Source organism: Rhodococcus sp. PSi06 (assembly GCF_054960675.1).
In genome coordinates, this window is record NZ_JBHNYO010000002.1 from 35736 (window position 1) to 61438 (window position 25703).

General features: G+C 65.2%; 5 protein-coding genes. 1 reads left to right on the top strand and 4 read right to left on the bottom strand.

Features of this window, described 5'->3' with window-relative positions; translation table 11 throughout:
- Window positions 1–83: 83 nt before the first annotated feature.
- The 3 genes from ACFI9K_RS02680 to ACFI9K_RS02690 all read right to left on the bottom strand — a co-directional run bounded on the left by ACFI9K_RS02680 (window position 84) and on the right by ACFI9K_RS02690 (window position 23255).
- The gene (locus ACFI9K_RS02680; RefSeq protein ID WP_462662116.1) at window positions 84–21068 is read right to left on the bottom strand and encodes a non-ribosomal peptide synthase/polyketide synthase; all 20985 of its coding nucleotides are present in this window, start codon (window positions 21066–21068) and stop codon (window positions 84–86) included.
- Window positions 21069–21275: 207 nt separating this feature from the next.
- Window positions 21276–21701, bottom strand: coding sequence for a PPOX class F420-dependent oxidoreductase (locus tag ACFI9K_RS02685; protein ID WP_462662117.1), 426 nt, complete (start codon window positions 21699–21701; stop codon window positions 21276–21278).
- A 96-nt stretch (window positions 21702–21797) separates the two neighbouring features.
- Entirely contained in the window at window positions 21798–23255 is a 1458-nt protein-coding gene (locus tag ACFI9K_RS02690; protein ID WP_462662118.1) for an amidohydrolase, read from the bottom strand.
- 73 nt (window positions 23256–23328) lie between these two features.
- Between ACFI9K_RS02690 and ACFI9K_RS02695 the strand changes: the two genes are divergently transcribed.
- The gene (locus ACFI9K_RS02695) at window positions 23329–23763 is read left to right on the top strand and encodes an acyl-CoA thioesterase (RefSeq protein WP_462662119.1); all 435 of its coding nucleotides are present in this window, start codon (window positions 23329–23331) and stop codon (window positions 23761–23763) included.
- On the opposite strand, the gene ACFI9K_RS02700 is transcribed toward ACFI9K_RS02695, so the two are convergent.
- The gene (locus tag ACFI9K_RS02700) at window positions 23739–25685 is read right to left on the bottom strand and encodes an acetoacetate--CoA ligase (protein WP_462662120.1); all 1947 of its coding nucleotides are present in this window, start codon (window positions 25683–25685) and stop codon (window positions 23739–23741) included. The two genes, ACFI9K_RS02695 and ACFI9K_RS02700, sit on opposite strands and share 25 nt — an antisense overlap.
- Between the last annotated feature and the right edge of the window lie 18 nt (window positions 25686–25703).

The window sequence follows — 25703 nt, forward strand, 5'->3', positions numbered from 1 at the left end:
CCTCCTGATCGAAAACCGTGCCGTGTCGTTCTCGTTGGCCCCGCCCGGTCGGCGGGGATACGTACTGCCGGGATCGGCACCGCTCACGATGACGCGATCACCGACTCCGCACGTTCGATCAACGATGCCAGAGCCGTGGTGAGCCCTTGTGCACCGAGGGCCGGAAGTATGCCGGGCACCAGAGCGGACAATGTCACCGTCATGAGTGCCTGCGGCTTCATGGCACCGCCCATCGTCGCCGACGTCTGCGTCACCTTGTCGTTCATGGCGGCGAACGTCACCCGTGTCGACTCGTGCTCGAACGCAATCTCGTCCGGTGCGACGGCCGCTGCCTGCGCCACCAACTCGGGCAGGTCGTCGATCGTCTTCGGAGTGGCCTTGGGTGCGAACTCGGCCTTCTCGTCGTCGGTGAGAACGTCGATGGAGCCCACGGCCACCATCGGATCGGCCGTGACCGCCTCGAGGATCTTTCCGAAGCGCTCGGCGAAGATCGCCACACTTGTCTCGGTGAACAGCTCCGTCGCATAGGTGAACGTCGCCTCGATCGCAGCGAGTGATCCCGCCTCGTCGAACGACTCGACCGCGGTCAACTGCAGGTCGAACTTCGCCTGGTCGTCGCCGGCGTCGAGCGCCTCGATGCGCAGTCCTGGCAGCTCGAACGTTCCGGTGGTGTGGTTCTGGAACGTCAGCATCACCTGGAACAACGGCGTGTATGCAGTGGACCTGGCCCGACCGAGCGCATCGACGAGACGCTCGAACGGCACGTCCGCGTTGCCGAACGCGGCGAGATCGGTCTCCTTGGCCTGCTGCAACAGATCCAGGAACGAATCGGCGCGCTGCACGCGGGTACGCAGAACCAGAGTGTTGACGAACATGCCGACCAGGTCGTCCAGTTTCTGCTCACCGCGGCCGGCGCTCGGCGTGCCGATGCTGATGTCGGTGGAGTTGCTCAGCCGCGAGAGCAGGACGGCGAACGCGCTGTGGATCACCATGAACGTGGTGGCCGCGTGCTCCCGCGCGATCTCCTCGATGCGACCGGCGACATCCCGACCGATGGTGAACCGATAGGCAGCACCGTGCATCGACGGCCGGGCCGGACGCGGTGAATCGGTCGGTAGTTCCAGCACTTCCGGAGCTCCGGACAGTCGTTCGGTCCAGTAGGACAGCTGTCGGGCGAGCGCGCTGTCCGGGTCGGCCTCGCTGCCGAGTACCTCGCGCTGCCACATCGCGAAGTCGGCGTACTGGACGTCGAGCGGCTCCCACGTGGGCATGCCTCCGTCGACGCGTGCCGTGTAGGCCACCATCACGTCACGGATGAGCGGGCCCATGGAGAAACCGTCGGCGGAAATATGGTGCGCGACAACGGCCAGTATGTGTTCGTCCGCACCGACCTCAAGCAGAGCTGCACGTACCGGCACTTCGCTCGTGACGTCGAAACCTGTCCCCAGGACTTCCATCAGGCGGGCAGGCACCGCGTCTCGGTCGACCTTCTCCGGGGTCAGGTCGACCCCGACGTCGGCGACCGATCCGATGAGTTGCATCGGACCGTCCGCGCCCTCCGGATACCGGGTCCGCAGAATCTCGTGTCGGGCCACCACGTCGTCGAACGCCGCCGCGAGAGCAGCTACATCGAGTTCGCCGGTCAGTCGGACCGCCACCGGGATGTTGTACGCGGCGGACTCCGGATCGACTCGGTTGATCGTCCACATTCGGTCCTGGGCCACCGAGAGCGGCAGAACCTCGGGCCGCTCGACCGGCGTCAGCTCCCGACGGGCTCCCCCGCCGACGAGGGGCGCGATGTGAGCTGCGAGGCCCTCGACCGTCGAGGCAGTGAAGACTGCGCGCACCGGAACCTGCGCATCGAGCGCTTGTCCGAGTCGAGACACCAACTGCGTTGCAATCAGTGAGTTGCCGCCGAGCGCGAAGAAGTCGTCGTCCCGTCCGACCCGGTCGATGCCGAGCAGATCGACGACGGTCTGCGCAACGACCTCCTCGACCGGTCCCACCGGTGCCCGAAACTCGGCTGTTGCGAACTCGGGGTTCGGAAGTGCCGCGCGATCGAGCTTGCCGTTGGCGTTGAGCGGAAGCCGTTCGAGCACGACGAACGCGGCCGGAATCATGTACGACGGCAGGACGCGAGCCAGATCCTTCTCGGCCGCTGCCGTGTCGGGAGCCGATCCGTCGACACCCACCAGGTACGCGACCAGTTGCTGACCGACCACCGAGTCCCGGTAGACCACCACAGCAGCCTCGGCAATCTGAGGCAGTGCGCGCACAGCGGCTTCGATCTCCCCGAGCTCGATCCGGAATCCCCGGATCTTGACCTGGAAGTCGACTCGGTCGACGTACTCGAGTCGTGCACTGTCGGCACCCTCGGGACCGCCGTCCGCCAGACGCCACCGCACCAGGTCACCGGTGCGGTACATCCGCCCGCCGTCCGCCGAGAACGGGTTCGCAACGAACCGTTCCGCAGTGAGATCCTCGCGGCCGAAGTACCCGCGTGCGAGCTGATCACCGGCGAGGTACAGCTCGCCCGTAATTCCCGCCGGAACCGGGTGCAGACGCGAATCGAGCACGTGGACAGAAGTGTTCGCTTCCGGCACACCGATGGGAACGACAACCGTGTCGGCGTCGGTCACCGGGTGAGCCGTCACCGACACAGCGGCCTCGGTCGGCCCGTACAGGTTGTACAGCTCGGCGGTGTTACGACGGCGGAAGTCCTGCGCCAGAGCAGCCGGAAGTGCTTCGCCGATGGCCAGCACACGACGCAAGGATGGTCCGAGGGAACCGCCGGCGACACTGGTCAGCATCGTCAAGGTCGACGGCACCAGATGCAGCGTCGTCACCTCGTGCTCGCGGATTGTCGCCAGGAGATAGTCCGGATCGCGATGCGCGTCGGGAGCCGCGATGACGACCCGTCCGCCCGACGTCGGCTGAGACCAGAACTCCCACACCGAGAGGTCGAACGTTGCCGCCGTCTTGAGCAGCGACGCGTCGTCACTACCCAGGCCGTACTCCGCACGCATCCACTCGAGTTGATTGACGATGGCACCGTGGCTCACCGCGACACCCTTGGGTCGCCCGGTCGAACCGGAGGTGAAGATGACGTACGCCGTGTTCTCAGGGCGCAGCACGGACGTCCGCTCGTGCGCAGCCACCGGCTCGGCGGAATAGCCGGACAGGTCCAGCTGGGTGATGTCGACGGCCGTCGCGACCGAGGCGATCCCATCTTCGTCTGCACCGTTCGCGGCGACGAGCACACACAGAGGTTCGGCCGTCTCGAGGACGAACGAGTTGCGCTCGAAAGGCTGATCCGGATCGAGCGGAACATACGCACCGCCCGCGGCCGAGACCGCGTACATGCCGACGAGCAGATCGACGGAGCGGCGAATCGCAAGACCCACACGTACTTCGGGTCCGACCCCAACAGAGATCAGATGACGCGCCAGCCGTGCGACGCGATCGGAGAACTCGCCGTAGGTAAGAGATCCGTCGTCGTGGATCAGAGCCACGGCGCTGCGATCGCGCGCGGCCGATGCGGCGAACAGGTCGGTCAACGTGCTTTCGGAGATGCTGCGATGCGTGTCGTTCCAGCGCGAGACCATGGTCTCGCGCTCGTCGCCCAGCAAGAGATCCAGATCGCCGATGGCGGTCGCAGGCGATGCGACGATTGCGCCCAACAGTTGCTGGAACCGATCGACCAGAGTCCGGGCGGTTCGCTCGTCGAACAGATCTGTGGCGTAGGTCAACATCGCCCCGAACCCGCCGTGCTCTGCGCTCTGCGGGTCGCTCGATCCGGGTGTATCGGTGACGATCAGGTGCAGATCGAACTGAGACGTCGTCGAGTCGGTGTCGAGGGCCGAGATGTCGAGACCGTCCAACTCGAAGCTGCGCCGCACGAAGTTCTGGAAGGAGAAGCCCACCTGGAACAGGGGATGCCGAGCCGTCGAACGCGTCGGGTTCACCACCTCGACCAGACGCTCGAACGGGATGTCCGCGTGCGCGAAGGCCTGCAGGTCCGTCTCGCGAGCCGCTACCAGAAGGTCCTCGAAGCTCGCATCGGAGCGCGCGTCGAGGCGCAACACCAGCGTGTTGACGAACATTCCGACGAGATTCTCGATCTCGGCTTCGCCGCGACCGGCAATCGGGGTACCGACCACGATGTCCTGCGATCCGGAGATGCGGGCCAACAGTGTCGCGAACGCTGCGTGCACGGCCATGAACACCGTGGCGTTGTGGGTACGCGCGAGTGAAATAAGGGACGCGCGGATTTCGGCATCGATGTGGAAGTCGATGCGGCTGCCGCGGAAGGTCTGCTCGGCGGGCCGTGGGTGATCCAACGGCAGATCCAGTTGATCGGGGAGGTCGGTCAACGCGTCCGTCCAGTACCGAATCTGTTGCGCTGCGATCGAGTCGGCATCGCCGTCGTCGCCGAGTACCTCCCGCTGCCACAGCGCGTAGTCGGCGTATTGGACGGCCAATGGAGACCACTGCGGATCGGATCGACGGGAACGCGCGGCGTACGCCGTCATCACGTCGGTCGAGAGGGGAACCGTGGACAACCCGTCGGCGCTGATGTGGTGGATGACCATTCCGAGCACGAACTCGGTGTCGGACACCCGAAAGAGTACCGCCTGCAACGGGATCGACGCGGTGACGTCGAAGGTGGTCGCCAACAGTTCACCGACGCTGGTAGCGACGGATTCGGCATCGGTGTCCACAACGGTCAATGCTGTGCGCACCTCGGACATCGGCACGATCACCTGATGAGGTCCGTCCGGCGAGTCCGGGTACACCGAACGCAAGGTCTCATGACGTTCGATCACGTCGAGGACGGCCTGCTCGAGCGCATCGACGTCGAGGTTGCCGCTCAACCGCATCGCGAACGGGATGTTGTAGGCCGTCGACGAGTTGTCGAACCGGTTGAGGAACCACATGCGCTGCTGCGCCAGCGACAACGGGACGAAGTCCGGTCGCGGCCGCGCCACCAGTGCAGGGCGCTCGGGCCCGGAGCTGCGTTCCACTCGGTGCGCCAGCGACTCGACCGTCGATGCCTCGAACAGCATCCGCACCGGCACGTTTCGGCCGAGAGCGGCACCGATCCGAGAGACTACCTGGGTTGCGAAGAGCGAGTTTCCACCGAGCTCGAAGAAGTCGTCGTCGAGTCCGACGCGATCCACTCCCAGCACACCGGCGAAGACACCGGCAACGATCTCCTCGATCGGCGTGGACGGCGAACGGAACTGCCGAAGCTGAGCTGCGGGCGCGGGAAGCGCGCGCCGGTCGAGCTTTCCGTTGACCGTCAACGGAATGGTGTCGAGTACGACGAACGCGGACGGCACCATGTAGTCGGGGAGATTCTCGGCGACCGACGAGCGCAGGGTGTCGACGTCCACGACAGCACCCGCAACGGGCACCACGTATGCAACCAGTCGCGCCGAGCCCGGAGTGTCCTCGCGAGCGATCACGGCTGCCTGGCCCACGGTCGCCGCTGCGGCGACAGCCGATTCGACCTCGCCCAGCTCGATCCGGAATCCGCGGATCTTGACCTGATCGTCGGCTCGCCCGACGAACTCGAGTTCGCCCGAAGCGGACCACCGTGCGACATCGCCGGTGCGGTACAGCACCGATCCGTCCGCAGCGAACGGATCGGCCACGAAACGGGTGGCGCTCAATCCTGCTCGGCCGAGATATCCCCGCGCGACCTGGCCGCCCGAGACGTACATCTCGCCGGGAACTCCGACCGGAAGGAGCCCGAGCCGGGAGTCGAGTACGTAGACCGCGAGTCCTGAAATCGCCCGTCCCACCAGCGATCCCGAGGCGGACGAGGCCGAGGCCACATCGAGCTCGCGGTGCGACACATGCACCGTGGTCTCGGTGATTCCGTACATGTTGACCAGTCGCGGACGACTGTCACCGTTCCTGGCGAACCAGCCGGACAGCCTGCGCAGCTCGAGTGCCTCGCCACCGAAGATCACGAACCGCAGCGCGTAATCGGCCGCTGTGGCGGCGGTTCGATCGGCCTCGTCCAACTGGTAGAAGGCGGACGGTGTCTGGTTGAGCACGGTGACCCGCTCGGAAACCAGCAACTCGCGCAGAGCTTCCGGTGACCGTGACGTGTAGTAGTCCACGACGACCACGGTGCCGCCGGTGGTGAGCGGCCCCCACAGCTCCCAGACCGAGAAGTCGAAAGCGAAGGAATGGAACAGCGTCCACACGTCCTCGGGACCGAAGTCGAACTCGCTCTGCGTGTTCGCAAGCAGGCGAACGACATTGCGATGCGGAATCACCACGCCCTTGGGCTTACCGGTGGACCCCGACGTGTAGATCACGTACGCGACGTGTGCGTCGGAGCGCGGTGAACGCAGTTCGGTCGGTTCCAACGGCGCAGTGTCGACCGCGTCTTCGGACGAGTCGATCTCTACGCGCGGCAATGTCGTCGGCAGATCCACCTCGACCCCGGACCAGGTCAACAGGGCGGCAGGACGCGAGTCGGTCAGCACGAACTCGATGCGATCGGCCGGGTAGGACGGATCGATCGGGACGTAGCCGCCACCTGCTTTGAGCACGCCGAGCAAGCCGACGACGAGGTCAGTGGACCGTGGAAGAACCACGGCGACAAGGCTTTCCGGGCCCACTCCGACCGCCGACAGACGGCGGGCCAGTGCATTGGATGCCTCGTCGATCTGCCGGTAGGTCGAGCTGCGATCGCCGAACACCACGGCCACCGACTCGGGTGCCTCGGCGGCGCGAGCGGCGAACAGGTCCACCAGCGTCTCCGGCGTACTCACGACGGCGGGTGCCGTACGGGCAAGCGCCAGAACGTGGTCGCGCTCGGCCGTGTCCATCAACTCGATGGTTCCCACCGGAACGCCGTAGTTCTCGGCGACCGTGTCGAGGATGCGCAGCAACCGGGTACCGAAGCTGCGGGCGGTGTCCTCGTCGTAGAGGTCGCGAGCATAGGTGACGTCGAGTCGCGTGCTGCCGTCGGCATTGTCGGTGAACGTGAACTGCAGATCGAACTTGGCCGTGACGATGTCGAGGTCGAGTCCGCGCACGTGCAGTCCGGGCAGCTCGAGTTCGGTCTGCTCCATGTTCTGCACGGTCAGCATCACCTGGATCAACGGGTGTCGCGCGGCCGAACGAGCCGGATCGAGAGCCTCTACAAGACGCTCGAACGGAACGTCCGCATGGCCGAAGGCCGACAGATCCGTTTCCCGGACATGTTCCAGCGCAGCGACGAACGACGATTCCAACGCGACGTCCGTGCGCAGCACCAGGGTGTTGACGAACATGCCGATCACATCGTCCAGTGCCGCGTCGCCACGGCCTGCGACCGGTGTACCGATCGCGATGTCCCGCTCACCGGACAGTCGCGCAAGCAGTACGGCGAGTGCGGTGTGCAGCACCATGAACAGAGACGACCGATGGTCGCGCGCCAGATCCATCAAGCTCGCCCGGGTTGCTGCACCGACATTGAGGACGACGTTTCCGCCGCGATACGACGCGGTGTCCGGGCGAGGCCGATCACCGGGGAACGTGATTTCGTCGGGTAGCCCGGACAGCGTGTGCGACCAGTGCCGAATCTGCGTCGAGATCGGCGACTGCGGGTCGTCATCGGAACCGAGCTCGGCGAGCTGCCACAGGGTGTAGTCCACGTAGCGAACCGGCAGTGGCTCCCAGTTCGGTGACACGCCGGAAGACCTGGCCCCGTAGGCGATCATCAGATCACGGGTCAACGGTCCCATCGAATAGCCGTCGGCAGCGATGTGGTGGGTCACGAACGCAAGGACGTGACGCTCCTGTTCGATCCGCAGCAACGCTGCGCGGAGCGGCGGTACCGTCGCGACGTCGAATCCGCCCATGAACAGATCGGTGAGCGCACCGACGACCTCGGCCTCGGCGACCGAACGGGCGTGCAGTTCCGGAACTACCTGCGCGGCGTCGACGATGACCTGCGACGCAGTTCCGTCGACCTCGGGATACATCGTGCGCAACGATTCGTGCCGCTCGACGACGTCGGCGACGGCGGCAGCCAGGGCTTCGACGTCGAGCGTGCCGGTCAGCTCGATGGCCACCGGAAGGTTGTTCGTTGCGGCGTCGACGTCGAACTGGTTCAGGAACCACATTCGGCGTTGCGCGAGCGACAGCGGTATGGTCTCGGGCAACTCGCTGCGTACCAACGACTTTCGTCCACCGGAACCGGTCTGCTCGTCGAGTCGGGCTGCGAGCGCAGACACCGTGGCGGCCTCGAATATCGCGCGAACCGACACGGTGGTGTCGAGTGCGACGCCGATACGCGACGCCACTCTCGTCGCCACCAGCGAATTTCCACCGAGTGCGAAGAACTCGTCGTCCGCACCCACTCGGTCTACGCTCAGAATCTCGCGGAACACATCGGACACAACCATTTCCGTGGCCGTGCTCGGTGCTCTGAACTCGCGCTGGACGATCTCGGGATCCGGGAGCGATCGACGGTCGAGCTTGCCGCTCGGTGTGAGAGGCAGGGAATCGAGCACGACGAACGCCGCAGGGACCATGTACGAGATCAGTGACCCCGCCGCTGTCTCGGTCAGCTCGGCCGGGTCGAGGGTCGACCCAGGAGTAGGCACGACGTACGCGACGAGCTGATCGCCGGTCACCTCGATCGAATGCACCAGCACCACAGCCGATCCGACACCGGGATGGCGCCGCAACACGGTTTCGATCTCGCCCAGTTCGATGCGCAGGCCACGAAGCTTGACCTGGAAGTCGGTGCGGCCCAGGTATTCCAGGACCCCACCCGATCCGGCGGTGCCCGGACGGTTCTCGTCACGCCAGCGCACCAGGTCGCCGGTGCGATACATTCTGTCGCCACGCTCGCCGTACGGGTCGGCGACAAAACGGTCGGCGGTCAGATCGGAACGGTCCAGATATCCGCGCGCCAACTGCACACCCGCGAGATAGAGCTCGCCGGCGACTCCGGGAGCCACCGGTCGCAAACGTGAATCCAGCACGTAGGTTTGGGTGTTCCACACCGGGGCCCCGATCGGCACGACGTCGACGTCGGCCTCGGTGACGTCGTACGAGGTCACCTCGACAGCAGCCTCGGTCGGACCGTACAAATTGTGCAGTGTCGTGTTCGGCAACACGGCTCGCAGTCGAGCGCCCACGCCTGCGGACAGAGCCTCACCGGACGCGAACACCATCCGCAGCGACTCTGCGCGCGAAACACCGTCTTCTCCGACGAACACCTCGAGCAGTGCAGGCACGAAATGAGCAGCGGTGATGGATCGTTCGACGATGAGATCGACGAGATACGTCGGGTCGCGGTGACCGTCCGGTTTCGCGATCACCAACGTCGCACCGATCTGCAACGGGAAGAACAGCTCCGGTACCGAGACGTCGAACGTCACCGGGGTCTTCTGCAGCATCACGTCGTCGGCCGTCAGAGGGAAGTGCTCTCGCATCCACGACAGACGGTTGACGATGGACATGTGTGTCACCGCAACACCCTTGGGGGTACCGGTGGAACCCGAGGTGAAGATCACGTACGCGGCGTTCGACGGCAGCAGCGGAGCACGTCGATCCGCCTCGCCGATCGGAGCGTCCGACACGTCGAGACCCGCGGCCGAATTCTCGGCGATGTCGAGAACAGGGACATCCGAGCCGAAGGAGAACCCGTCGCGGTCGGTCGTCAGGATGCAGACCGGAGCCGCGGTGTCGAGGATGTGGCCCGTACGTTCGGCAGGCTGGTCCGGATCGATGGGGACGTATGCACCGCCGGCCGTGACGATGGCATGGATGGCGACGAGCAGCTCGATCGACCGACGAGCGGCGACGGCAACCGATGTCTCCGGCCCGACTCCGCGAGAGATCAGCACGCGAGCGAGTCGGTTGATGCGACTCGAGAACTCCTCGTACGTCAGCGACTCACCCTCGAACACCAGAGCCGTTGCGTCCGGGGTCTTCTCGACCTGGGCCTCGAACAACGAGACCAAGGTCTGCGAGCGGTCGACGGGATGCTCGGTGTCGTTCCACTCACGAAGGACTCGGGTGCGTTCACTGTCATCGAGAAGCTCGATCTCGCCGACCACGGCCGCGGGATTCTCCGCGACCGAACCCAGGACGGTGACCAACCGCTCGCACAGAACGAGGACGGTGTCCTCGTCGAACAGATCCGTCGCGTAGGTGACGTCGACGACCATGCCCTGTGGGGCACCGGCCGGACCGATCTTCTCCACGAAAGTGAATTGGAGATCGAACAACGAGACCACGGTTTCGAAGTCGACGGTGGACACCGACAGTCCCGGCAGTTCCAGGTCTTTCTGACCCAGGTTCTGGAACGCGAGAACCACCTGTACGAGGGGATGACGCGCCGTGGAACGGGCAGGGTTGAGGATCTCGACGAGCCGCTCGAACGGAACGTCGAGGTGAGCCAGCGCAGAGAGGTCGGTCTCTCGGGTGTCGGCGAGCACCTGGTCGAACCGCCGGGACGTATCGATCTCGGTGCGCAGGACCAGGGTGTTGACGAACATGCCGATCAGGTCGTCGAGAGCGGCCTCGCCACGACCGGCGACCGGAGTACCGATCGCGATGTCGGCTTCACCGGACAACCGCGACAGCAGTACCGCCAGCGAGGTGTGCACCACCATGAACAGCGAGGCGTTCTCGGCTCTCGCTGCGTCGATCAGGCCGCGATGCAGATCCTCGTCGATAGAGAAGCGCACCAGCGCACCGCTGTTCGAGGCAACGGCGGGCCGCGGACGATCCGACGGCACATCCAACTGGTCGGGTAGACCGGCCAATGCCGCTGTCCAGTAGTCGATCTGCTGCGAGACGATGGACGTGGGATCGCTCTCGGAACCGAGGACCTCACGCTGCCAGAGGCTGTAGTCGGCGTAATCGACCGGAAGCGGAGACCAGTACGGTTCCTGGTTCATCGACCGCGCGGCATAGGCATTCATCACGTCACGAGTCAGCGGACCCAGAGAGAATCCGTCGGCCGCGATGTGATGGACGACGAACACGAGCAGGTGCTCGGTGGGACTGACCTCGAACAGCCTCGTCCGGAACGGCAGGTCCTTGGACAGGTCGAAGCCGGTGGTGGCCAGTTCGCGCATCGCGTCCGCCACGTCGTGTGCGGCTATGTCGACAGGCGTCAGGTCGGGGGTGGCCGTCTGTGCATCGACGATCACCTGATGAGCTGTGCCGTCGGTCTCCGGGAACACCGTTCGAAGAGACTCGTGCCTGGCGACGACGTCAGCGACCGCAATCTGCATGGCCCGCCGATCGAGCAGACCGGACAACCGTACGGCGATCGGAATGTTGTTGGCTGCCGACTCGACGTCGAACTTGTTCAGGAACCACATCCGCTGCTGCGCCAGCGACAGCGGGATGTGCTGCGGACGGGGCTGCGGGACCAAGGGGGGCCTGCTGCCGGTGGCGACGAGGGTGCCCAGTCTGGCTGCGAGGTCGGCCACCGACGACGCGTCGAACAGCTCGCGGACGGCGATCCGGGTGTCCAGCGCAACACCGAGACGGGACACGAGTTGCGTTGCGATGAGCGAGTTTCCACCCAGCTCGAAGAAATCGTCGTCAAGACCCACACGCTCGACGCCCAGCACCTGGGCGTACACCTCGGCGACGGTACGTTCGATGTCGTTGGTCGGTTCGCGGTATTCGGTGACCTCGAATGCGGGGTCGGGCAACGCCTTTCGATCGAGCTTTCCACTGGCACCGAGGGGGAATTCGGGCAGCACGACGAGTGTCGACGGCACCATGTACTCCGCCAAACGGCCTCTTAGCGCCGACAGGACGGCTCCGGTGTCGACCGACACTCCCGACGGGACGACGTATCCGACGAGCTGTTCGCGGCGGACCACCACAACGGCTTGAGAGATCGATCGTTGTGCCAGCAGTGCCGTTTCGATCTCACCGAGTTCGATGCGCAGGCCACGCAACTTGACCTGGAAGTCGGAACGTCCGACGTACTCGAGCTCGCCGTCGCGATTCCAGCGCACGACGTCGCCGGTGCGGTACAGCCGTGCCCCGCCCGCAGCGAACGGGTGCGCGACGAACCTGTCCGCAGTCAGATCGGGACGTCCCACGTAGCCCCGCGCCAGCTGGGTGCCGGCGAGATAGAGCTCACCTGCAACCCCGACGGGGGTGGGGTGCAGTCGTGAATCGAGCACGTAGACAGCGGTGTTCCATACCGGAGCACCGATCGGCATGACCTCGGAATCCGAGTCCGTGACGGCGTGGTACGTCACGTCCACGGCGGCCTCGGTGGGCCCGTACAGGTTGTGCAGTTCCACCGACGCGACCGCACGCCGCAGAGCGCGAGCGGTGGTGGGCGGCAGTGCCTCACCCGAGGCGAACATCAGCCGGAGCGATGCCCCAGCGCTGCGACGCCGCTCGACCTCGGGCACGAACACCGACATCATCGACGGCACGAAGTGCACTACCGAGACACGCTCGCGCGCAATGACATCGAGTAGGTAGATGGGATCTCGATGACCGTCGGGAACGGCGATCACCACCGTTGCGCCCACCTGGAGCGCCCAGAAGAACTCCCACACCGACACATCGAAGGTCGACGGAGTCTTCTGCAGCACCACGTCTTGCGGCGTCAGCGCGTATTCGCCCTGCATCCACAGCAATCGATTGACGATGGCGCGATGCGACACTCCGACGCCCTTGGGGCGTCCTGTCGAACCCGATGTGAAGATGACGTAGGCGAGGTTCTGCTCACGCAGGGGGGCGAGCCGGTCGTTGTCGCGCAACGGTTCCGGCGAAAAGCTCGACGTATCGAGGGTGTCGATGTCGATCGTGTCGACGCCGGCGAACTCCACGTGGTCGCGCACGGTGGACAGCACTCGGATCGGTGCCGCGGTAGCCACGATGTAGTCGTTTCGATCCGCCGGTTGGGTCGGGTCGATCGGGACGTATCCGGCCCCGGCCTTGACGATCGCGTACATACCGACGAACAGATCAAGGCTGCGGGCGATCGCGAGCCCGACCAACGTGTCGGGGCCGACGCCCAACGACACCAGGTGGCGCGCAAGACGGTTGACTCGCGCATCGAACTCGGCGTACGTCAGTCGGTCGCCCTCGAAGACCAACGCGGGTGCGTCCGGGGTCAGGGCGACCTGTCGGTCGAACAGGTTCACAAGCGTGACGTCGGACGGTACCTCGTGCTCGGTGTCGTTCCACTCGGCCACCACGCGGTCGTGCTCGCCGTCGGCGAGCAGATCGATGTCGCCGACAGCCACCGACGAATCGGCCACCACGGCGGTGAGCATCCGCACGAATCGATCGGCGAAACCGCGGACGGTCTCGGCATCGAAAAGGTCTGTGGCGTAGGTCAGTTCGGCCGCCATACCCTGTCCGCGGCCGTCGACTCCGATGGACTCGGTGACGGTGAGCTGCAGATCGAATTTCGCGACCTCGGCATCGAGAGCGACGCTGTCCACCGACAGGCCCGGCAGGTCGACGTGTGTCCGGGTGAGGTTCTCGAACGAGAGCATCACCTGGAACAGCGGGTGTCGAGCCTGCGAACGAGACGGGTTGAGGACCTCGACCAGACGCTCGAACGGTAGATCGGCGTGCCCGAAGGCTCCGAGCGCTACCTCACGCGCGCGGCCGATCTGTTCGGAGAACGTGCGCCCCGAGTCGATGTCGGTGCGGAGGACGAGCGTGTTGACGAACATCCCGACCACGTCGTCGAGCGCTGCGTCACCGCGGCCTGCGACCGGCGTACCGATGGCGATGTCCTCGGTCCCGGACAAGCGGGCCAGAAGAACTGCCAGCGCAGCATGGACGACCATGAACAGCGACGCATTGTGGGTGTGCGCCAGCGCGGACAGTCCCTGGTGCACATCCGCAGGCACGTCGAATCCGATGGAGGAGCCCTGGTAGGACTGGCGGCTGGGGCGCGGCCGGTCGGTCGGCAGATCGAGCTGGTCGGGTAGCCCGGCGAGGATGTCCGCCCAGTAGTTCACCTGACCCGAGATCAGCGACTGCGGATCGTCCTCGGAGCCCAGAACCGAACGCTGCCACAGGCTGTAGTCGGCATACTGCACCTCCAACGGCATCCAGGCAGGGTTCTCCCACGCGGTGCGCGAGGCGTAGGCGATCATGATGTCCCGCGCCAGTGGGCCCATCGACCAGCCGTCGGCCGAGATGTGGTGCACCACCATGGCGATCACGTGTTCGCGTGGGCCGATCTCGAACAGTCGGGCCTGGATCGGAACATTGACGGTCACATCGAACGTCGTCGACGCCAGGGCGAAGACCTGCCGCTGAATATCGGCTGCGGACGTCGGGATCGGCATCAGGTTCGGCACCGTCTGAGCGGCGTCGAGGATCGACTGCTGCGGTCCGTCCGCGGTATCGGGATAGACCGTGCGCAGGGACTCGTGCCGGTCGATGACATCCATGATGGCGACCTGCAGTGCAGCCACATCGAGGTCGCCGGTCAACTTCAGCGCGAACGGAATGTTGTATGCGGCGGAGTCGACGTCGAACCTGTTGAGGAACCACATGCGTTGCTGCGCAAGCGACAACGGGATTCGCTCGGGACGGACCGTAGCGACCAGCGCAGTCCGCCCGCCCTCCCCGGCGGCCTGTTCGACGCGCACCGCGAGCATCGCAACCGTCGATGCCTCGAACAACATGCGCACCGGCACGGTGGCGTCGAGTGCGACACCTAGCCGTGAGACCACCTGGGTGGCAATCAGCGAGTTACCGCCGAGCTCGAAAAAGTCGTCGTCCAATCCCACCCGCTCGACCCCGAGCACGTCCGCGAAGACGTCGGCGACGATTTCCTCGATCGGGGTGGTGGGAGCGCGAAATTCGCGCACCTCGAACACCGGCGCAGGAAGCGCACGGCGATCGAGTTTGCCGTTGACCGTCAGCGGAATCGCGTCGAGGACAACGAAGGCGGACGGCACCATGTATTCCGGCAGGGCTGCAGCGATACCAGCCCTGAGATCCTCGATGTCCACGATCGGGCGACCCTCGACCGCAGCGGAGACCACGTACGCCACGAGGCGCGCCGCACCCGGCGAATCCTCACGGACGACGACGGCAGCCTGAGTGACCGTCGGCTGCGCAGTCACCGCAGCTTCCACCTCGCCGAGCTCGATCCGGAACCCACGCACCTTGACCTGATCGTCGGAGCGGCCCAAATATTCGAGCTCGCCGGACGCGTTCCACTGCGCGAGGTCACCGGTGCGGTACAGCAACGACCCCCCATCGGATCCGGAGGCGAAGGGATCGGCGACGAACCGCACGGCGGTGAGTGGCGCGCGCCCGAGATATCCGCGCGCCAATTGCCCACCGGCAACGTACATTTCGCCGGGGACCCCCACGGGCACCGGATGCATGCGGGTATCGAGGACGTAAACACGCAGTCCAGCTATCGGCTTACCGACCACCGACGCGCTCGTAGCGACGGACGCAGGGCCCAATGCCTGATAAGACACGTGCACGGTGGTCTCGGTGATGCCGTACATGTTGATCAGCTGCGGCGCTCGATCGCCGTGCCGCTCGAACCAACCGCTCAATCGCCGCTGTTCGAGTGCTTCGCCGCCGAAGATCACATAGCGCAGAGACAGCTCTCCGCCGGCCGAGGCGGCCGTGCGGTCGGCTTCGGACAGTTGGTAGAACGCCGACGGGGTCTGATTGAGCACTGTCACCCGTTCGTCCACCAGCAGTTGGTGGAACGCCTCGGGTGAGCGCGAGGTGAAGTAGTCGACAACCACCAGGGTTCCGCCGTACAACAACGGACCCCACAGTTCCCACACAGAGAAGTCGAACGCGTAGGAATGGAACATCGTCCACACGTCGTCCGCTCCGAAGCCGTAGACCGCCTCGGTGTTCGCGAGCAACCGAACCACGTTGCGGTGCGGAATCAGAACACCCTTGGGACGACCGGTGGAACCCGAGGTGTAGATGACGTACGCGACGTTGGTGGGTCGAAGCGGACGGATGCGATCGGCGTCGGTCACCGGAGCATCCGACATCGAGGCCAAGTCGACCGTGTCGATATCGACGAACGTTGCGCCGAGACGAGATTGGACGTCCGCAGGCAGCTCGACCGGGCCTGTTCCCGAGAAGAGGATGGATGTCGGACGCGCATCGTCGAGCATGTATTCGACGCGGTCCAGCGGGTAGCTGGGATCGACGGGTAGGTAACCGCCACCGGCCTTGACCACAGCGACGAGCGCGACGACGAGTTCCGCCGACCTCGGGAGGGCGACCGCGACTAGACTCTCGGGGCCGACGCCATGCGAAATCAACACGCGCGCAAGGCTGTTGGTGCGGGAATCGAACTCACCGTACGTCATCGACGTACCGCCGAAGCGGATGGCGACTCCATCCGGGCGTGCCGAGGCTGCGGCGTCGAGCACGTCGATCAGAGTGACCTCGCGAGAGACGTCCGGTCCCGACACGTTCCACGTGGACACGACGGATTCGTATTCCACGGCGTCGACGATGTCGACGTCACCGACCGGAACCGTCGGGTCGATCGTGACGGCGTCCAGGATGTCGAGGAATCGACGAGCGAAACTGTCGACCAGCTCTGCATCGAACAGATCCGTGGCGTACTCGAACACCGCATCGATACCCGCGGGCACGCCGTCGTCCAAGTGCTCGGTCAGCCACAGCTGTACGTCGAATTTGGCGATGGGGACGTCGAATTCGGCGGCCACCGCTCGTAGTCCGCCGACTGTGAGCTCCCGCGACATCGCGGATTCCAATGAGATCGCAACCTGGAACAACGGATGCCTGGACGTCGAACGGACCGGATTGAGCACCTCGACGAGTCGCTCGAACGGCACATCCGCATGAGCGAACGCAGACAGATCGGTGTCGCGGACTCGTTCGAGGAGCTCCTCGAACGTCGATCCTGGATCGACATCGGTGCGCAACACCAGGGTGTTGACGAACATGCCGACCAGATCGTCGAGCGCAGGCTCGCCGCGGCCCGCCACCGGCGCTCCGATGGCAATGTCGGTGGTGCCGCTCAGTCGGGCGAGCAACAGCGCGTAGGCCGCCTGCATCACCATGAACAGCGAGGCGTTGTTCGCGCGCGCCAGCTGTGTCAGCGAGGCGTGCAGTCCCGCCGGAACCTCGACGCGCAACTTGCTACCCGCGTTCGAGGAGACCGCGGGGCGCGGCCTGCTCGACGGCAGCGCCAACTGATCCGGCAGATCTTCGAGAGTCGCACTCCAATAGGCGATTTCGCGGGAGGCCATCGACAGCGGGTCGGTCTCGGGTCCGAGCACAGCTCGCTGCCACAACGCGTAGTCCGCGTACTGCACCTCGAGCGGCGTCCACTCGGGTGCGCGCCCGTTGATCCGGCTCGCGTAGGCCACCAGCACGTCTCGTGCGAGCGGACCGAACGACGCGCCATCGGCGGCGATGTGGTGCAGCACCATGGCGAGTTCGTGTTCGGTCGGTGAGATCTCGAAGAGCGCGATCCGGAATGGAGTGTCGATCGTGACGTCGAAACCCTTGGCCACCAACTCGTGCAGCCGGCCACCGAGCTCGTTCCGTTCGATCCGGATGGGCGTGATCTTCGCGGGTGTCCTGGCCGCGTGGAGCACAACCTGTTCGGGTGAACCGTCCACCTCGGGGTACACGGTCCGCAACGTCTCGTGTCGATCGACGACGTCGGCGAATGCAGCCGACAAGGCGACCACGTCGAGGGGTCCGGTCAGACTGACGGAGAAAGGAAGGTTGTACACCGCTGTCGTGGGGTCGAAGCGGTTGAGGAACCACATACGCTGCTGCGCAGGCGAAAGCGGGATGCGCTCGGGCCGCTCCTTGGCCTCCAACACCGGCACGTCCGCTCCGAGCCGGGCCGCCGATTCCGCCCTGGCCGCGAGCGCACCGACGGTGGGTGCCTCGAACAGCTCTCGAACGCCGAGCCGTACTCCCAGAGCACTGCCCACGCGGGTCACCAATTGAGTAGCTATCAGCGAGTTGCCACCGAGCTCGAAGAAGTCTTCGTCCAGACCGACCTTGGACGCCCCGAGCAGATCCTCGTAGATTCCCGCGACCACGTAGTCTGCGCGGCTCTTCGGTGCCCGATACTTCTTCGCGCTGCTGAACACCGGTTCCGGCAACGCTTTCCGGTCCAGCTTGCCGCTGGTGTTCAGCGGCAGTGCATCGAGGACGACCACCGCAGCCGGCACCATGTAGGACGGCAACGCGTGTCCAGCGAATTCGATTGCGGCAGCGGACTCGATGGATCGTCCGGGGGCCGCGACGACGTACGCGACGAGCTGATCGCCGGTGACAGTCTCCACGACCAGGGTCACTGCCTGTGAGATGGATTCGTGTGCGAGCAACACGGTTTCGATCTCGCCCAGCTCGATCCGCTGACCGCGGAACTTGACCTGGAAATCAGTTCGGCCGATGTAGTCCAGCACTCCGTCGCTGCGCCACCGAACGAGGTCGCCGGTGCGGTACATCCGCTCTCCGTCGGCACCGTAGGGGTTGGCCACGAAACGATCCGAGCTCAAGTCGGGTCGACCCACATACCCCCGGGCCAGTTGGACGCCTGCGAGGTAGAGCTCACCTGCTTCTCCCACCGGCGAGGGCCGCAGTCGGTTGTCGAGTACGAAAGCCCGGGTGTTCCACTCGGGCACACCAATCGGCACGGATCGGGTGTCCTGCGGGCTGCTCTCGTAGTACGTCACCGAGACAGCGGCCTCGGTGGGGCCGTAGAGATTGTGAAGTCCGGCTCGGCAGATAGAGCGGAATGACGCAGCGGTCTCGACCGGCAGCGCCTCACCGATCACGAACACGTGTCGCAGCGAGCTGCACGTGTTCACCGGCGCATTGGCGACGAACACTGTCAGCATGGACGGCACGAAATCGGTGACCGTTACTCGATGTTCGGCAATCTTGCTCGCCACGTACACCGAATCGCGGTGACCGTCGGGCGTCGCGAGCACCATGGTTGCGCCGACTCGGAGCGGAAGGAAGAAACCCCAGAGCGAGACGTCGAACGTGGTGGCGGTCTTCTGCAGGTAGACGTCGGATGAGTCCATCGGGTATTCCGCGAGCATCCACTCCATCTGGTTGTGGATTGCTCGATGCTCTACCGCGACACCCTTCGGTCTTCCTGTCGAGCCGGACGTGTAGATCACGTAGGCGGTATTCGACAGCCTCAGTGGCGCAGTGCGTTCGGAGTCGCGGATCGGCGCGGCGGATCGCGAGCTGTAATCGAGAAGGTCGACCGCCACCGTCTCGGTTCCGGCGGGCAGGGCAACCTCGTCGAGGGAGGAGATCAGCACACAGCGCGGCTGGGCGGAGTCCAGGATGTACGCCGTGCGCTCGGCAGGATGGTCGGGATCGATGGGTACCCACGCACCGCCGGCCGCCACGATGGCGTACATGCCGACGACCAGGTCGAACGAGCGTCGAATCGACAGTCCGACGAGCGTCTCGGGGCCCACGCCCATGTCGATCAGGTGTCGAGCAAGCACGTTGACGCGGGCCGACAGGTCGCCGTAGGTGAGCGCCCGGCCCTCGTACACCAGAGCCGTCGCGCCGGGGTTCGTCCCAGCTGCCCTCTCGAATGCCGAAAGCAACGTGAGCGGATTCGTATCGTGCTCGGTTGCGTTCCACGTCGAGACGACGAGCTCACGCTCGGTACCGTCCGTCAGCTCGAGATCCCACACCCGATCTTTCGGGCCCGACGCCACGAAGCGGGCGAAGAAGTCGACGAACCGCTCGTGGTTCCGCCCCGCCTGCTCCGCCCCGTACAAGTTGGGGTTGGACTCGAAGTCGATGTGGGTGGAGGAACCGGCGACGCTGGTGTACAGGTTCAGACCGAAGTCTTCGATCAGACCGGTCGAGAGAATATTGATCCCGCCGACCATCGATCCGAGGCGCACCTCGCCGAAGAACAGCATGATATTGACCCAGGGCCCGAAGAACGATGCCTGACCGCTGGCGTTGCCCGCATCGCGACGGATGTCCTCATGCCGATAACGCTGGTGACGCAGGGCCCCGGAGACCTCCGCGTTGACGCGTGCGAGAAGGGTTTCGACGGTGGTGTCGCCTGCCACGTCGAGCCGCAATGGCACGACGTTGGAGACCATGCCACCGGAACGGCGGAGTACCGCAGTGGTACGTGCGGTCACCGGAAGCGAGAGAACGACGTCTTCCCGGCCGGTCATCTGGGCGAGGTAGGCGGCGAAGGCACCGATCACGATGGTGGCCATCGTCGTGTCGGTGTCAGCTCGCAGAGCTTCGAGCCGGTCCATGGTCTCGGCGGACAGGGCCGTGCTGTCGATCTGACTCTTCGCTGCGGGCGGGGCCGTGTGTCCGGCGAGAGTGGTCACTCCGTCGATGCCGTCGATGCGCGACGCCCAGTACTCGCGGTCGGCCTCGAAGCGACTCGAGTCGCGGTAGGCCACGTCGATGTCGTAGACCTTCGTCAGGTCCGACGCCAGATTCTTGGTCGGCTCGACGCCATCCACTTCTGCGGTGTACAGCTCCGCCGCGCGGTTCATGAAGGTGACGGCTCCGAAACCGTCGAGCACCACGTGGTGCACGCGCTCGTACCAGAACCAGACATCGTCGTCCAAGCGCAGGACGGTAGCGGCGATCAACCGGTCGCGAAGAATGTCGATGGGCGCGCTGTAGTCGTCGTGCATCCACGCCAGAGCAACGGCGCGCGGGTCTGCCTCACCGCGCAGATCCACATAGTTCAGGGAGTCGTCGAGAGTGGGGTCGACGACCTGCCGAGGTTCGGCGTCGATTTCGAGCAGCCGCACGAAGCCGGACTGCAGTTCGAGAGCGGCCTGGGACGAGGCCCGGCGCAGAAGCGCTACGTCGAGGTCGCCGTGTAGTTCGATGTACTGGGCGATGTTCGCGGGTACGGCCGGGTCCACGTGCTGCGCGAACCACATTCCCAATTGGGCCGGTGACAGGGGGAACGACGAATGCTCAGGACTGCCGACTCCGTCGTCGTGTCCAGCACCTTCCACACCTAGCGGGTCCAATCGAGGCCTCTCTTTCCCACAATCACACGCGCCCCCACCGGCTGCTGAACCAGCAGCCATCGGTGGGCACCCAACACGTCGAGCAAGTTGCTTACTTCGATCTCTATTTTCTCACCGGAGCCAACTCGAAGTTACCTTTCAGTACATATCCGTACGTACGCACCGGACCGTTACACCTCGGTACCCGATTCGGGTCCCCCGACACACTCCGACTCGATTCGGCACCCGGTCAATCTACAGTGCCGACCGCACAGAGAGCGCCGATCGTCATGCGGTCATGTCGAAAGCGGCGATGACCTTGTTCGGCGTCACCCGAACGATCAATTCGCCCGGAACGCCATTTCTGGTCCCGAACTCGTCGGCGCGCTCGCGCCCCATGTACCTCGCCCCGATCTCCGTTGCGGTGCGCACCAGTTCCGCCGGGTCCTCGTCGACCGACGCGATGCCCTGCACCTGAACGAATCCGTACGGTGGCTGCTCGAGATCGACGGTCAGGACCACGCGGGGGTCACGGCGGATCGACTTGCCTTTGGCCGTGTCTGCTCCCGTATTGAACACGATTGCATCGCCTTCGACGACGAACCAGATGGGGGCCACGAGGGGCCGCCCGTCCGAGGCGAGGTACCCGAGCTTGCCGGTGCGTGTCCCTGCGGACAGGAACTCCAGCACGCGCGGATCGGTGAAAGACGTCATCGAAACCACGGTACGCGGCAGCACCGACAACATCGATCAACTCGTGCGCGTTTCGCGTACCTCTGGCTGCGCAACACGCGCACGAGGTCGTCGCACCTACACCGCAGCTGCGTGGGTGAGCGCACCTGCACAGAACGTGGCCCTGATTTCCGTGTCCGCGAGGTCGCGCACCGTGCGGTGCTCGGGGTGCTCGACGAGCACGACGATGTCCGCCGCGTCACCGACTCGGAGGGCCCGACGACCGCCGCACGCGGCCTGCAGTGCCGCGTCGAGGGGCACTGCTTCCTCGGGGTGCCACGGGGGTCGGTCGTCGTCGGTCCGGAAGACCGACGCGGCTACTCCCGCCAACGGCTCGGGTGAACTCACCGGAGCGTCGGAGCCGAAGAGCAGCCTCGCGCCGCTGCGATGGAGCGTTCCGTAGCCGTAGGCCACCGAGCGCCGGCCCGACCACAGGTCCTCGGCGATGTCGCGATCGGCCATGGCGTGCTGCGGCTGCACCGAAGCCGTCACTCCCAGTTCGGCGAAACGTGCGATGTCCTCCGGCAGGATTTGCTGTGCATGTTCGATGCGACCTCCGCAGCCGGCGCGCTCGAACGCATCGAGCGCAACGCCGTTCGCGCGGTCACCGATCGCGTGGATCGCCGGCACGATGCCACCGCGCGACGCCCGCGAGACGAGATCGAACAAACCCTCCCGGGTCTCGAGCAAGAGTCCGTATGCGTCGTCGCCGTCGATGCCCGGGTACCGATCGTGGCAGCACGCCGTTCTGGTGTTGAGCGATCCGTCGAGCATCACTTTGAGCGGTCCGCGCCGGATCATGTCCGAGACCGCAGAGACATCGCCGGTCCGCTCGCCGCGCTCGAGTGCTTCGTCGAGCCACTGCGGCCACACCGTGGTGTCGACGCGTACCGCGGGAGAACCGGCGGACAGGCGTCGATCCCAGACCGACTTGTTGTCCGCGAACTCGAAATCGACGACGCCGGTGACACCGCGGACCGCAAGTGCCGCGGTGGCGTCGAGCACGGCCCGGTCGAGTTCGGCCGGATCCTCCTGTTCCTCGAGTGCCATGACCGCTTCGAGTCCGTCGACATCACGCAGCACCCCGGTGGGATGGTCGATTCCCAAGTCCGCGAGCAGCGCCGGGCTGAGCCACAGCGTGTGCAGGTCCATGCTCGTCATCGCCACCCGGACGCCGGGCAACGCGTTCTCGAGCAGATCCTTGTGCGGCTCCTCGGGCCAGTGCGCATCACGAAAACCGTTGGCACGCACCACTGAGTCACCGGCCGTGCGCGCGTAGGGAAACACCAGCGCGACGGCATCGGCCGCCGACGTGGCCGGCCCCACATCGATGCGCCGACGCGCCGCCGCCCATTGAGTCAGGTGAACGTGACTGTCCACGAACCCGGGTAGGGCGACTCCACCCGCACCGTCGAGCACCTCGACGCCGGTACCGTGTGGGCTGCCGGCGGGAGCGATGGACGCGATGACCGCGCCGACGAGTTCGATGTCGAAGAGAACGCCGGAACCATCCAGTGCGACATTGGCGATAATCACTCCTGGGACTCTAGAGCGTCGCCGACGCAGCTGCGCATGCCATCCTCTAGCAATGAAAACAGAGCCTGGTGCGATGCAGACAGAGCCGACCGGTCCCGTCGGATATCACGCGACCGTCACGGTGCGCTGGTCGGACATGGACGCTTTCGCGCACATCAATCATGCCCGGATGGTCACCTTGCTCGAGGAGGCACGAATCGAATGGCTGCTCAGTGATGGCGAGGCCAACGAAAGCCTGATCAAGAGTGCGTTGATCGCCAATGTGGCCATCGCATACAAGAAGCCGCTTCGACACTCGGACGGCCCGCTCGACGTCACACTCTGGTTCGAGAAGGTGCGGGCAGTCGACTTCACCATCGGGTACGAGGTGCGGGCAGCAGGCGCGGAACCGGGTTCGCCGCCGGCGGTGGTGGCGACCACCCGCATGGCGATGGTCGACGTGGGTGCCGAGACCTTGCGCCGCATCGCGCCGGAAGAGAAGGCCTATCTCGCCCGCTGGACTCGCTGATACTCGGCCGCCCGATCCACGAACCACGCCAACGCAGCCGCATCGTCGACGGCACTCGCGTCGAGAGTGGTTGCCGCCGAGGCACCTTGGAAGAGTCGCTTGAGTGGCACCTCGAGCTTCTTTCCGGTTCGCGTGTGCGGGATGGCAGGCACCGCGACGATGTCGTCCGGAACGTGCCGCGGCGACGCCTGCGTCCTGATCACCGCTTCGATACGCGCCCGCAGGTCGTCGGTGAGACCATCCGGAACCACCACGAACAACGGCATCCAGTAGTCACCGTCGGCCAGCTCGATGCCCAGAACCAACGCTTCGGTGACCTGGTCGAGCGACTCCACGGCCTGGTAGATGTCTGCACTCCCCATGCGAATTCCGTTCCGGTTCAATGTCGAATCGGATCGGCCGTGCACCACGACGCTGCCGTGATCGGTCATGGTGATCCAATCGCCGTGCCGCCAGATTCCCGGGTAGTTGCCGAAATATGCTTCGCGATATCGACTTCCGTCGGCGTCGTTCCAGAAATACAACGGCATCGACGGCATCGGCTCGGTGACGACCAGTTCGCCGACCGTCCCCCGCACCGAGTCACCGGCTTCGTCGACGGCATCGAGCGCAACCCCGAGGAACGGCACCGACAGCTCGCCCGCCCACACCGGCACTGTCCGCACTCCCCCGGCGAATGCCGACACGACGTCGGTACCGCCGGAAATGGAAAATACCGGCACCTGCTCGCCGATGTTCTCCGACAGCCACGTCGACGAGGACGCAGGCATGGCGGACCCGGTGATACCGATAGCTCTCAGGGCCGACAGGTCGTGATCGGTGCCGGGGTGGGTGTCGGCCTTGATGCACGCGAGCACGTAACCGGGGCTCGTTCCGAGGTAGGTCACACCCAGCCTGGCTGCGATGTCCCACAGCGCATCCGGTGTCGGGAACGACGGGTTTCCGTCGGCGCACACTATCGTGGCACCGGTCAGCAAGCCGGCGATCTGAAAATTCCACATCATCCAACTAGGGCTGGTGTACCAGAAGAACACGTCCTCGTGTCTCAGATCGGATTGCAGAGCAACGGATTTGAGGTGCTCGAGCAGAACACCACCGTGACCGTGCACAATTCCCTTCGGCAGACCCGTGGTGCCCGAGGAGAACACGATCCACAGCGGGTGATCGAACGGCACGGCCACCGGTACCAGCGCCCGGCTTTCGGCAGTGGCGTCGGACCAGCTCTGCGCTGTTCCCGATGGTTCGCCGATCGTCACCACGGCCCGCAGTGACGGTAGGCCGTCGACGAGAACATCGACATCTGCGGCCTTGTCGCGAAACTTTCCACCGAATGTGTACCCGTCGGCGGTGATCAGTGCCGTGGGTTCGAGTTGTCCCAGACGATCGAGAGCTGCCGCGCCCGAGTAGTCCTGCCCGCACGTCGACCACACCGCACCCAGGCTTGCCGTCGCCAGAAATGCGATCACCGCTTCCGGCACGTTCGGGAGATAGCCGACGACTCGATCGCCGAGCCGGACCCCCTTGTCTGCGAGCGTCCCCGCGAGCGCCCCCGCCTGCTCGATCATGTCCGCCCATGTCACGGTGTGCACAGAACCGTCCTCACGAGCATGGACGATGGCCGTGCGATCGGCTCGAGCATGCCTGATCACCTGGTCCACGTAGTTCAGCTCCGCTCCCGGAAACCCCTGCGCACCAGGCATGGTGCGATTTCCGAGCACCGCCGTGGGATCGGAAGTCGCGCGAATCTCGAAGAAGTCCCACACCGCTCGCCAGAACGGTTCCAGCTCGGTCGTCGACCAACGCCACAGCGACCGATAGTCGGGCAATTTCACCCCGTGGCGCTGCTCGACGAAACGCGCGAACTCGGTCACCCGAGCCTCGGCGACATCGGAATCCGTCGGCGTCCAGAGCACACTGTCCATGCCTGCGAGTATGTCAGC